The organism is Pseudomonas sp. P1_F1_2 (genome assembly GCF_056405815.1).
On the sequence record NZ_JBFUBK010000085.1, the window covers coordinates 16201 to 28982 of the forward strand.

Consider the following 12782-nt stretch of genomic DNA (forward strand, 5'->3'; position numbering starts at 1 on the left):
TGAAGACTATTTTTGAACGAACAAGGCGAGTGACGTGTTGAAGAAAACCCTGTTCCAGTTGCACTGGTTTTTCGGCATCAGTGCCGGACTGGTCCTGGCCCTGATGGGCATCACCGGGGCCATGGTGTCGTTTCAGGATGAAATCCTGAGCGTACTGAACCCTTCTGTGTTGCAGGTCCAGAAGCAGGTCGCTGGCGTCCTGCCGCCCGCTGAATTGGTCGAACGCATCGAAGCCGCGTCCGGCAAAAAGGTCTCGATGCTCAACGTCGAAACCGACAGCGGCCGTGCCGCCAAAGTGTTCTTCACCCCGCCGCCGGGTGAACGCCGTGGCGAAATGCGTTACTTCGACCCGTACACCGCCGACTTCATGGGCGATGCCACCGGCCAGGACTTCTTCGGCTTCATGTTGCAACTGCACCGCTTCCTCGCCATGGGCGATACCGGGCGGCAGATTACCGGGGCCTGTACGCTGATCCTGGTGTTCTTCTGCCTGTCCGGTCTTTACCTGCGCTGGCCGCGCCAGTGGAAAAGCTGGCGTGCCTGGCTGACCCTGGACTGGAAGAAAAAGGGTCGTAGCTTCAACTGGGACTTGCACTCCGTGGCCGGCACCTGGTGCCTGGTGTTTTATCTCCTGGCAGCACTGACCGGGTTGTCCTGGTCGTATGAGTGGTACAACAAGGGCCTGACCCGATTGCTGTCCGACGCGCCACAAAACGAGCGCGTGCGCAATCGCGGCCCGGCCCCCAGTGGTCCGGCGCCGACTGCCGATTACTCGGCCATCTGGAGCAGCGTCTACAGCGCCGCCGGCCCGGCACTCAGCGCTTACAACATCCGAATGCCACCCGTGGCCGGCCAGCCGGCGACCGTGTATTACCTGCTGAAAACCTCACCCCACGACCGCGCCCAGAACCAGATCACCCTCGATCCGGCGACCGGCATCGTCAAGCAGCACGACCGTTACAGCGACAAGAGCCTCAAGGCGCAACTGCTGACCAGCATTTACGCGCTGCACGTTGGCAGCTACTTCGGCATTGTCGGGCGGATCATCCTGACGATTGCCTCGCTGACGATGCCGTTGTTTTTCGTCACGGGCTGGTTGCTGTACCTCGATCGTCGGCGCAAGAAAAAGCAGATCAAGGACGCGCGCAAAAGTCTCGATCATCCCGACAGCGATGCGCCGGCCTGGCTGATCGGTTTCGCCAGCCAGAGCGGTTTCGCCGAGCAATTGGCGTGGCAAACGGCCGGGCAGCTGCAAGCCGCCGGGTTGCCGGTTAAGGTGCGGCCACTGGCCAGTGTCAGTGAACAGGATTTGCTCGACTCCACTAATGCGTTGTTCGTGGTCAGCACGTTCGGCGACGGCGAAGCGCCGGACAGCGCGCGCGGCTTCGAACGCAAGATGCTGGGCCGGGCGTCAAGCCTGCAGAGCCTGAACTATGCGGTACTTGGACTCGGTGATCGCCAGTATCAACACTTCTGCGGTTTCGCCCGACGCTTGCACACCTGGCTGGGCGAGCATGGCGGCAAGACCCTGTTCGCGCCGGTGGAAGTCGACAGCGGTGACCCGTACGCCTTGCGTCACTGGCAGCAACAACTGGGCCTGCTGACCGGGCAAACACCGGTCGACACCTGGCAAGCGCCGAGCTACGACAACTGGCCACTGACCCACCGCGAATTGATGAACCCGGACAGCAGCGGCTCGCCGGTGTACTTGCTGGGCCTCACCGCCCCGTCCACCAGCAGTTGGCTGGCGGGAGATCTGGTGGAGGTGTTGCCGCGTAACTGCCCGTGGGCGATCGAGCACTTCCTCGACGGCCTGGGCATCGACGGGCGCGCCGCGGTGGTGTTCGATGGTTTGTCACAACCTTTGGAGCAAGCGCTCGCCACGCGCCAGCTACCTGAAAACAGAGCCCATCTGGTCGGCCTGCACGCTCAGGCATTGGCTGATGCGCTGGTGCCGTTGGCCATGCGCGAATACTCCATTGCCTCGATTGCTGCTGATGGCTTGCTGGAGTTGATCGTGCGCCAGGAACAGCATCCCGACGGCAGCCTGGGCATTGGCTCCGGCTGGCTGACCGAACACGTGCCAGTGGGTGGCAACGTCAGCCTGCGGGTGCGACGCAACAGCGGGTTCCATCTGCCGGCCGAGCCGGTGCCGATGATTCTGCTGGGTAACGGCACCGGCCTTGCCGGGTTGCGCAGTTTGCTCAAGGCGCGCATTGCCGACGGCCAGCAACGCCATTGGCTGCTGTTTGGCGAGCGTCATCGGGAACACGATTACCTGTGCCGCAATGAACTGGAAGAGTGGCTGATCTCAGGCGACCTGGAGCGGCTCGACCTGGCATTCTCGCGGGATCAGGCCGAGAAGGTCTACGTGCAGGATCACCTGCGGGAGTCGGCGGATGAGCTGAAGAAATGGCTCGCCGACGGCGCCGTGATTTACATCTGCGGCAGCTTGCAGGGGATGGCATCAGGGGTCGATCACGTACTCAACGAAGTGCTCGGGATTGCAGAGGTCGATCGCCTGATCGAACAAGGCCGCTACCGCCGCGACGTTTACTGACACACCCCACTCCGTGTAGGAGCTGAGCTTGCTCGCGATGACGGTTTAACAGTCAACAATGAGGGTGACTGACAGGCCGCCATCGCGAGCAAGCTCAGCTCCTACAGGGGGGGCAGGTGTACAAACATTAGACCGGCGTCACCTTCTGCTCAAACACACTCACCCCATCCAGATCCCGCAACACCACACTCATCTCCCCCGTCTGCCCATCAATATTCACCTCGCCAAAAAACTGAAAACCGGCAAACGGTGACGCGTTCTGCACGGGCGGCGCCTTTTCGAACACCACTTCAGGGCCAAAGGTTTTATCCAACTGATCAGGCCCGAAACTCCCCGCGTTCAAAGGCCCGGCGACAAACTCCCAAAACGGTTCAAAATCCTGAAACGCGGCACGATCCGGGTGGTAGTGATGCGCCGCGCAGTAATGCACGTCCGCCGTCAAAAACACGAAATTACGCACCTGCTGTGCTCGCAGGAAACCCAGCAACTCAGCGATTTCCAGCTCACGCCCCTGAGCCGGCCCCGGGTCACCATTGGCCACCGCTTCCCAGCGCGTCACACCGGGGCTGATCTCGCCGTCGGGCGCGCCAAGGCCTAACGACATGTCGGCGGCTATGACTTTCCACTGGGCGGTCGAGCCTTTCAATTCGCGCTTGAGCCAGTCCAGTTGCTCGCGCCCGAGAAAGGGTTTTGCGGCGCCGAGGTTGTCATCATTGGCACCGCGATAACTGCGCATGTCGAGTACAAATACATCGAGCATCGGCCCATAGCCGAGCTTGCGATAAATCCGCCCACCATTGTCGGCGTCCTGCCAACGCATGGGTGCATATTCGAGCCAGGCCTGCCGCCCGTGGCTCACCAGGCTGTGGATATCTTTCTCCTGATAACGCGCGTCGAGTTGCTTGCCCGGCGACCAGTTGTTCACCACTTCGTGGTCGTCCCATTGCCAGATCTGCGGCACCTCGGCATTGAAGCGACGGATGTTTTCGTCCATCAGGTTGTAGCGGTAATTGCCCCGAAAATCGTCGAGATTTTGTGCGACCTTGCTCTTGGCTTCGCTGGTGATGTTGCGCCACACCCGACCGTTTTCGGTGGTCAGTTGCACAGGGATGGGGTTGTCGGCGTAGATCGTGTCGCCGCTGTGGATAAAGAAGTCCGGCAAGCGCAAACGCATGGCTTCATAAATGCGCATACCGCCGATGTCCGGGTTGATACCGAAGCCTTGGCCGGCGGTGTCGCCACTCCAGATAAAACGAATGTCGCGGCGGGTTTGCGGCACGCTGCGCAAATGGCCGAACCAGGGTTCGCTGGCGACACCGCTTTGAGCGTCCTCGAAGGTCACGCGATAGAAAATCGCCTGATCGGCGGGCAACCCGGTGAGCTCGACACGCGCGGTGAAATCGGTGCGGGCATCGGCCAGCGGCGAGACAAATCGGCGCGGGTTGCTGAACAGGCTGCGCGTGTCCCATTCCACGACCATACGGGCCGGGCGATCGCTGCGACTCCAGACCATCGCCCGGTCACCCAGCACATCACCGGACTGCACGCCGTCGCTGAGTTGCGGACGATCCTTGACCGAAGCGATCACCGCCGGCGCCAGGCTTGGTAACAACAGCCCGGCCCCCACCGCTTGGATGACACGACGACGACCGAGGTCGAATTCGCTCATGGTGTTCTCCCTGAAACGGAAAAACATAATGGACTGTGACACACCCCTGTAGGAGCAGAGCTTGCTCGCGATGTCGGTTTAACATTCAACGAAAATGCTGGCTGTTACACCGTCATCGCGAGCAAGCTCGGCGCCTACAAAAAAGGGCGTCAGGCGTTGGCGGGTTCCAGTGCCAACTCGACCGTTTCAGGCCTTTTGACCAGCGCATACGCCACCGCCGTCAACAAACTCCCGGCCACAATCGCCAGCAAGTAAAGCAGCGCATGGTTGATTGCATTCGGGATCGCCAGCACAAACAAGCCACCGTGCGGCGCCATCAGTTTGCAGCCGAAATACATCGACAACGCCCCGGTCAGCGCACCACCGGCAATGCTCGCCGGGATCACCCGCAACGGGTCTTTCGCGGCAAACGGAATCGCCCCTTCCGAGATGAAGCATAGCCCCAGCACCAACGCCGCTTTACCAGCCTCGCGCTCGGTCTGGGCAAATTTGCGCCGGGCAATAAACGTGGCGATGCCCAGGCCAATCGGCGGCACCATGCCGGCGGCCATGGTCGCGGCCATCGGCGCATAGCTTTGCGAGGCCAGCAGCCCCACCGAGAACGCGTAAGCCGCTTTGTTGATCGGCCCGCCCAAGTCGACGCACATCATGCCGCCCAGCAGTACACCGAGCAGAATCGCGTTGGTGGTGCCCATGCTGTCGAGGAAATGCGTCAGCCCTTCGAGCATCCCGGCCACGGGTTTGCCCACCACGTAAATCATCACCAGTCCGGTGAACAGGCTCGCCAGCAACGGGATGATCAGGATCGGTTTCAGCGCCTCAAGGCTCTGCGGCAAACGCGCATAACGATTGATCGCCTGCGCCGCGTAACCGGCGATGAAACCGGCAATGATCCCGCCAATAAAACCGGCACCCAAAGTGCTGGCCAACAGACCACCGATCATCCCTGGCGCCAGGCCCGGCCGGTCGGCAATCGAGTAGGCGATGTAACCCGCCAGCAGCGGCACCATCAGTTTGAACGCGGTGTCGCCGCCGATCTGCATCAAGGCTGCCGCCAACGTGCCGGGTTCCTTGAACGCGGTGATGCCGAACACGAAGGACAGCGCGATCATCAAGCCGCCCGCCACCACCATCGGCAGCATGAACGACACGCCGGTCAGCAAGTGTTTATAGACGCCGGTTTTCTCTTGCCTGGCCGGGCCTTTGGAGCCGCTGGCGGCGCTTTCCTGCTGACCTTCGGCCAACGCTTTGTTCAGCGTCGCTTCGGCTTGCTTGAGGGCAATGCCGGTGCCACAACGGTAAATCTTCTTGCCGGCGAAACGCTCGGTGGCGACTTCAATATCACAGGCCAGCAGCACCACATCGGCCTCGGCAATCGCGGCGGCGCTCAATGGATTGCGCGCGCCGACCGAGCCCTGGGTTTCTATTTGCAAGTCATAACCCAGTCGCTTGGCCGCTTGCTGCAAGGCTTCGGCGGCCATGAACGTATGGGCGACCCCGGTCGGGCATGCGGTGATCGCAACCAGTCGTGGCGCGTTTTTAGGGGTCGCGACAGGCTCGACAACCGTTTCGGGAGCAACGTAAACCTGAGCTTCTTCAGCGCCGCGCCGCAGCACCGCTTCAACATCCTGCAGGGCTTGCGCCGGGGTGCTCTGGAACACGCGTTTGCCGACAAACCGCGCCATATCCACCGGCGCGCTGGTCACCAGCAGGACCCACTCTGCGGCGTCGAGAGTGGCCGCCGACAATTGCCGCTCCGGATGCGTGGCATCCACCACTTCAACGCAGGTCATCCAGCCCTGACGCTGGGCCGCTGCATCGAGCAAACGGGCGCACAGCACACTGGTGACCATGCCGTTCGGGCAGGCCGTAACAATGGCTAACTTCATGACAAACCCTCTTATTGTTCTGTCAGGGGACGCACGCGTACACCCTGTTCGAGCTGCGCCAATTGCGCGGTATCGCCGATGCCGAAACCGATTTGAGTGACCGCCATCGCGGCAATCGCCGTGGCGGTGCGCAGGGTCTGCTCTGGCGTATCGGGCTTTAGCAAACCATGGAGCATGCCGGCCAACAACGAATCGCCCGCGCCCACGGTGCTGGCAACGCTGACCTTGGGGGGTGTGGCATGCAGCGCCGAGCCGACACTGAACCAGTTCACGCCCTCGGCACCGTGGGAAATCACCACGTGCTCGATGCCTTGCGCGTGCAAGCGGCTCGCGGCGTCGGCTTGTGCCGCGACCGACACAACCTCGCAGCCCAGCGCGTCCGCCAACTCTTCTGTGTTGGGTTTGATCAGCCACGGACCGGCCTTGAGCGCCGCGCGCAATGCCTCGCCGCTGGTGTCGAGGGCGACGTTCAAACCGAGTTTTTTCAAGCGTACAATCAACGCCTGCAACCACTGCGCGCTGACGCCCTGCGGCAAACTTCCGGCGACGACGACCACATCATGGCCGGGCGCAATCTGATCGAGACGATCCAGCAATGCCTGCTGCGCCGCTTCACTCACTCGCGGCCCTGGACCGTTGACGTCGGTGATGCGCCCGTCGCTTTCCGCCAGCTTGATGTTGCTGCGAATCTCACCGGGAACGCGGATAAACGCGTCGACAAAACCGCGTTTGGCAAACAGGGTTTCGAACGCCTGCAGATTGTCTTCCCCGAGAAACCCGCTGACGGTCAACTGATGCCCAAGGTCGGCCAGCACCTGCGCCACGTTTATGCCTTTGCCAGCGGCGTGGGTGTGCATGGCGTCGCTGCGGTTGACCTGGCCGGGTTCAAGGCGCGGCAACTGGACGGTCAGGTCCAGCGCCGGGTTGAGGGTCAGGGTTAAAATCCGGGCCATTACAGAGCCTCCACTAATGCGCGCACTTCATTGGCGCTGCCCACGGCCAGGGCCTGTCGGGCGAGAATTTGCGTCTGGGCGAGGCTGAGTTCGCGAATCCGCGCCTTGACCTCGGCAATGCTGCGACCCGACACACTGAGTTCGTCCACACCCAGGCCGACCAATACCGGCACCGCCAGCGGGTCCGCCGCCAACTCGCCGCACACCCCGACCCATTTGCCATGGGCATGCGCCGCGCGCACGGTGATGTCGATCAATTGCAGCACCGCCGGGTGCAAGCCGTCGGCCTGAGCGGACAAGGTCGGATGACCACGGTCGATGGCCAGTGTGTACTGGGTCAGGTCGTTGGTGCCGACGCTGAAGAAGTCGACTTCCCTGGCCAACACCGGCGCCAGCAAGGCGGCCGACGGCACCTCGATCATGATCCCCAGTTGCAAGTCGGCGACCGGGATTTCCAGACGCAAGCGTTCGGTCATGTCCCGTGCCTGACGCCATTCATCGACGCTGCCCACCATCGGAAACATGATCCGCAGCGGACGGTTATCGGCGGCCCGTAGCAAGGCGCGCAACTGCGCTTCCATGATCTTCGGGCGTTGCAGCGTCAGGCGAATACCGCGCACGCCGAGGAACGGGTTTTCTTCTTTGGCGATGGGCCAATACGGCAGCGGTTTGTCGCCACCGACATCGAGGGTGCGCACCACCAGCGGCCGACCGGCCAGGCCGTCGAGCACGCGACGGTATTCAACTTCCTGGGTGGCCTCGTCCGGCGCCTGCGGGTGGGCCATGAAAATCAGTTCGGTGCGCAACAGGCCAATGCCTTCGGCACCCTGCTCCACCGCGCTGGTGACACCGGYGCTTTCACCAATGTTGGCGAACACTTCGACCGCGTGACCATCGGTGGTCAGCGCCGGTTGATGACGTTGTTCAGCGGCCACTTTCAGGCGCTGTTCGCGGGTGTCGCGTTCTTCGGTGGCGCGTTGCAAGGTCAACGCATCAGCGTCTACGTGCAGGCGACCGCGCTGGCCATCGATCAGCAACGGCGTGCCCGGCGCCAGCAGCAACACCGCCGCACCGGCACCGACCAGCGCCGGAATACCCAAGGCTCGGGCCACGATGGCGCTGTGCGCCGTGGCGCCACCCCGCGCCGTGAGAATGCCGGCGACACGCGCCGGATCGAGACGTGCGACGTCGGACGGACCGACTTCGTCCATCACCAGAATGTAAGGTTGGTCAGGCTCTTTCGGCGTTTCAACGCCGCTCAGTTGCGCCAACACGCGCCGACCGATGTCACGCAAGTCCGCCGCACGCTCGGCGAGCAAGGCGTCCTGCAACGACTCCTGTTGCCGGGCCGCCGCTTCGATCACCGCCATCCACGCCGCTTCAGCGCTTTCACCTTGCTTGAGGCGGGTGTCGACTTCATCGCTCAGTTCCGGGTCGTCGAGCATTTCCTGGTGAGTGATGAAAATTTCGCGGATGGCCTTGGACGTGCTGCGTTCAATCAAGCCTTCGATGTCTTGGCGCACCTGCGCCAGTGCCTGTTTGAGGCGCTCGCGTTCAGTTGCGGCGGACTCACCGCGCAGCGGGTAATCGATGGTTTGCAGCACTTGAATATGGGCCGGGCCAATGGCAATTCCGGGCGCCGCGGCGATGGCTTGTATCAGGCTGCCGGACGCCGGGGCGAGCAGTACTTCGGCGACATCGGTGAGTTCTTCGCGCTGCTGACTCACGGCCGGCAACGGCTCGACTTCTTCACCGAGGCCTTCTTCGATGGCCGCCAGCAAGGCGGGCAAGGCATCGGCGGCAATGCTCGGTTCGGCAATGAACTCCAGCACCTGACCGCGACGGGCGCCGAGGCTGAGCAGTTTGCTCAAACTCTTCACCGACACCGCGCTGTCCTGGCTGTCGACGATACGTACGCGTATTTCACCTACAAAATTTTTCGCCAGTTGCGCGAGGATCTTCGCCGGGCGCGCGTGCAAGCCGTGGGCGTTGGCCAATGCGATGCGGGCGCTCGGCCAGTCCGCCGGCAATTCGCCGCCGAGGACTTCAAGCACTTTACGGCTGCTGGTGGCGCGGCCCAATTCGTGGCCGCGACCTTCAATCAGCAAGGCGCACAGGCGTTCGAGCAAGGCTTGATGAGCTTCACCCAGGCTGGCCAGGCAGAACAGACCGCTGAGCGGCTGGCCCAGATAGCGCATTGGTTTGTCCGGGGTGACGAAGGCCAGGCCCGGGCGCTTGACCGTTTGTTCGCTGTGCAACCACCACAGGCCATCGCCCAGCGGCAGTGCTTCGACCTGTTGCAACACAGCGGAAAAACCGTTGCTCACGCAATCGGCCTGGCGCAGCAAACGCGCACCGCGCCAGACCAGTTCTTCGAAGTCGTCGGCAGATACGCCGAGGCCAATCATCTGGGCATCCAGCGCCAGTTCCTGCGGCGCGCCTTGCAGCAGTTTCAACAGCGCTTCAGCGGAGCTTGCACGACGCAAGGCCTGGCCCAGATCGGTCTCGCCTAGGGCGCGGGTCAATAGCTGCAACAAGCGTAAATGCTCATCGGACTTGGCCGCGATACCGATCGCCAGGTACACGATCTGGCCATCGCCCCAGTCAACGCCTTCGGGAAACTGCATCAGCCGCACGCCGGTGGAAAACACCTGGTCGCGGGTTTGTGGCGTACCGTGGGGGATGGCAATGCCTTGGCCGAGAAAGGTCGAGCCCTGAGCTTCCCGTGCTTGCAGACCGGCCAGGTAACCCTCGGCAACCAGGCCATCGGCAACCAGATGCCCGGCCAACAACGCCAATGCTTCGGACTTATCCACAGCCGACTGGCCCATGGAAATCTGCTCTAGGGTGAGCTCGAGCATGCTTTCTCCTTTTTGGCGTCTGATGGCGCCAGGTATTGTTTTGAATGAATCAGCTTAGGCGCTTAGCCTTCACTTTTGGCGGTATCACGGCAGAACCGGCCAAAGGTGTTTATAACGCTGAAAATACGCTTGCTGAAACGTTTAATCTAGAATACTTGGCACGTTACTCGATAATGTCCCATCCTTGAAGCCCAACTTGTCGGATGTGGTTGGACAATAGTCGTCTGCCTGATTCGGGTAGGATTGGCGAAAATGTCGGGGCAAGCTCGAAAAAACAAGGAAATCCCGAGTTGAAACTCAGTGATATCGCACAGTTGGCCGGTGTGTCCGTAACCACCGCCAGTTATGTCATCAATGGCAAGGCTGAACAGCAACGCATCAGCAGTGCTACCGTCGAACGCGTGCGCGCGGTCGTCGAACAACATGGCTTTACGCCCAATCCTCAAGCGGCCGGTCTGCGCAGTCGGCACACCCGCACCCTGGGTTTTATTCTGCCGGACCTGGAAAACCCCAGTTACGCACGAATCGCCAAATTGCTGGAACAAGGCGCCCGGGCACGCGGCTATCAATTACTGATCGCCAGTTCCGACGATGCGCCAGACAGCGAACGACAATTGCTGCAATTATTCCGCGCCCGGCGCTGCGATGCACTGATCGTTGCCAGTTGCCTGCCGGCCGGTGACGACAGCTACCGCCAGTTGCAGGCCAAAGGCATCCCGATCATCGCCATCGACCGGGTCATGGAGCCCGAGCATTTCTGTTCGGTGATCAGTGATGACCGCGAGGCCAGCCTGCAATTGACCCGCAGTCTACTGGACCCGCAGCCCAAGCAGATCGCCTTGATCGGCGCGCGCCCCGAGTTGAGTATCAGCCAGGAGCGCTCGGCCGGCTTCAAAGAGGCACTCGAGGGGTTCAAAGGCCAAGTATTGATCGAGCATGGCGAGTCGTTCAGCCGCGAATGCGGCAAGCAGTTGATGGAAGAAATGTTGCAGCGCCTGGGGCATCTGCCTGATGCGCTGGTCACCACTTCCTACGTGCTGCTCCAGGGCGTGTTCGACGCCTTGCACGACTTCCCGTTGAAAACCCGTCCGTTGCGTCTCGGTACGTTTGGCGACACGCAGTTGCTGGACTTCCTGCCGCTGCCAGTCAACGCCATGGCCCAACAACATCAACTGATTGCCGATAAAGCCCTGGCACTGGCACTGGCCGCCATCGAGCAGTCCGATTACCAACCTGGCGTGCAAGCCATCGCACGGACCTTCAAGCAGCGCATTCACCGGGACTGAACCGTGGAGCTGATCGACAGCCACACTCATCTGGATTTTTCCGATTTCGACGAGGATCGTCAGGCGCTGCTTGCCGAAAGCCGCGCATTGGGCGTGCGACGGATGGTCGTGCTGGGGGTGTATCAGGCCAATTGGCAGCGGGTCTGGGACCTCGTGCAAAACGATCCCGACCTGCATGCAGCATTCGGTTTGCACCCGGTGTACCTGGAAGATCACCGGCCTGAAGATCTGCGTGAACTGGCTGACTGGCTGACGCGTCTGGCCGGCCATCGACAGGTGTGCGCCGTGGGCGAGATCGGTCTGGATTACTTCATCGAAACCCTGGATCGCGAGCGCCAGCAGGCGCTGTTCGAGGCGCAACTGCAACTGGCGGCGGACTTCCATCTTCCGGCACTGATCCACGTTCGACGCAGCCATGCGGCGGTGATTGCCACGCTTAAGCGCTTTCGGTTGAAACGTGCCGGGATCATCCATGCCTTTGCGGGCAGCAAGGAAGAAGCTCGCGAATACATCAAGCTCGGGTTCAAACTGGGTCTGGGCGGTGCCGCGACCTGGCCGCAGGCGCTGCGCATGCACCGTGTGCTCGCCGAGTTGCCACTTGACTGCGTGGTGCTGGAAACCGACTCACCGGACATGGCCCCGGTCATGTTTCCCGGTCAACGCAACAGCCCGGCGCACCTGCCCGCAATCTGTGGCGCATTGGCGCAAATCATGGCAATCAGCCCCGAGCAGTTGGCCACCGTCAGCACGGCCAATGCCTGCGAGCTGTTCAACTGGTAATCAATCGGCGTGGGCTTTGGCGGCTTCCAGAATCAGCGTGATGTGTTGCCGGCGCCGGGCAAATTGAATGACCAGGAAGTAAGCCAGAATCGCGATCAGTGAAAAATTCAGCTGTTCGACCACGCTGAGCATCCCGATCCATTCCATGACCAATGCCACCAGAATCGCCGAACACACCATCACCCGCGTGCTTGCCCGCAGCATGGAAAGTGAGTCCAGCGACTTGAAGCGCTTGATCTGTTTCGGATCACGCAACTGCAAGGCTTTATGGCAGTGAGTACAGGTAAACGATTCGTTGATAGCAATAGCGTTGAGTTGCCAGGCCTCGAGCACACGCGTGCTCCCGCAATGGGCGCAATGCCCCTGGACTCCAATTGTTGCGGCCGACATAACCGGGCCTCCTCAGGGCAGGTCAGAGTGATTGATCTTCCTCCATTGAAGACGAAAAATCTGAATACGCAGGAAATCAGGACCTTACCCACTCACAAAGGTAAAAGTTACTACAGATTATGCGCAAAAACTGTGGGAGCGAGCGTGCTCGCTTGTATGTTTAGACTTGAAGGGGTGGGCGGGACTAAAAGCTCGATTCCGACTCTAGCCAGTACGGACCGTGGGAGACTTCTCGTCCCGCCCCTTCTACCCGAAGCGCCGATAAGGAATTCATCGGTAAAACCGACGATAGAGGCAAGCCAGCGCAAGGGTAAACCCCGACAAGCCCTTAAACCCTAGCTCCGAGGATTCGTCATGACAATCCTTACCTCGCCAACGGTAATCGGTATCGATG

8 protein-coding genes are annotated in these 12782 nt (G+C 61.2%); 3 read left to right on the top strand and 5 right to left on the bottom strand.

Going from position 1 to position 12782, the window contains the following annotated elements; genetic code table 11:
- The first annotated feature begins 34 nt into the window (after positions 1-34).
- Entirely contained in the window at positions 35-2560 is a 2526-nt protein-coding gene (locus tag AC1D2P_RS22135) for a PepSY domain-containing protein (RefSeq protein ID WP_258667705.1), read from the top strand.
- Positions 2561-2687: 127 nt separating this feature from the next.
- On the opposite strand, the gene AC1D2P_RS22140 is transcribed toward AC1D2P_RS22135, so the two are convergent.
- From AC1D2P_RS22140 to ptsP, 4 genes are all read right to left on the bottom strand, one after another.
- On the bottom strand, positions 2688-4229 hold the full coding sequence (locus tag AC1D2P_RS22140) for an alkaline phosphatase D family protein (RefSeq protein ID WP_109787633.1): 1542 nt from the start codon (positions 4227-4229) through the stop codon (positions 2688-2690).
- A 149-nt stretch (positions 4230-4378) separates the two neighbouring features.
- Positions 4379-6118: a PTS fructose-like transporter subunit IIB gene (locus AC1D2P_RS22145; RefSeq protein WP_109787632.1), complete on the bottom strand. Its 1740-nt coding sequence runs from the start codon at positions 6116-6118 to the stop codon at positions 4379-4381.
- An 11-nt stretch (positions 6119-6129) separates the two neighbouring features.
- Complete coding sequence (gene pfkB / locus AC1D2P_RS22150) at positions 6130-7071, bottom strand: 1-phosphofructokinase (RefSeq protein WP_109787631.1); 942 nt, start codon at positions 7069-7071, stop codon at positions 6130-6132.
- Positions 7071-9932 (bottom strand): phosphoenolpyruvate--protein phosphotransferase, encoded by a 2862-nt coding sequence (gene ptsP / locus AC1D2P_RS22155; protein ID WP_477811595.1) that lies wholly within the window; start codon positions 9930-9932, stop codon positions 7071-7073. The genes pfkB and ptsP overlap by 1 nt, the downstream gene beginning before the upstream one ends.
- A gap of 290 nt (positions 9933-10222) precedes the next feature.
- On the opposite strand from ptsP, the gene cra reads away from it, so the two are divergent.
- Both cra and AC1D2P_RS22165 read left to right on the top strand, forming a co-directional pair.
- On the top strand, positions 10223-11218 hold the full coding sequence (cra, locus tag AC1D2P_RS22160; protein ID WP_046031939.1) for a catabolite repressor/activator: 996 nt from the start codon (positions 10223-10225) through the stop codon (positions 11216-11218).
- 3 nt (positions 11219-11221) lie between these two features.
- Positions 11222-11998, top strand: coding sequence for a TatD family hydrolase (locus tag AC1D2P_RS22165; protein ID WP_109787629.1), 777 nt, complete (start codon positions 11222-11224; stop codon positions 11996-11998).
- Here the strand turns inward: AC1D2P_RS22165 and AC1D2P_RS22170 are convergent, their stop codons facing one another.
- On the bottom strand, positions 11999-12388 hold the full coding sequence (locus AC1D2P_RS22170) for a hypothetical protein (RefSeq protein ID WP_109787628.1): 390 nt from the start codon (positions 12386-12388) through the stop codon (positions 11999-12001).
- Between the last annotated feature and the right edge of the window lie 394 nt (positions 12389-12782).

What these genes read in the sequence shown, in the direction of transcription:
- AC1D2P_RS22140 (WP_109787633.1), bottom strand. Translation starts at nt 4,229, where the DNA reads ATGAGCGAATTCGACCTCGGTCGTCGTCGTGTCATCCAAGCGGTGGGG.
- AC1D2P_RS22145 (WP_109787632.1), bottom strand. Translation starts at nt 6,118, where the DNA reads ATGAAGTTAGCCATTGTTACGGCCTGCCCGAACGGCATGGTCACCAGT.
- pfkB (WP_109787631.1), bottom strand. Translation starts at nt 7,071, where the DNA reads ATGGCCCGGATTTTAACCCTGACCCTCAACCCGGCGCTGGACCTGACC.
- AC1D2P_RS22170 (WP_109787628.1), bottom strand. Translation starts at nt 12,388, where the DNA reads ATGTCGGCCGCAACAATTGGAGTCCAGGGGCATTGCGCCCATTGCGGG.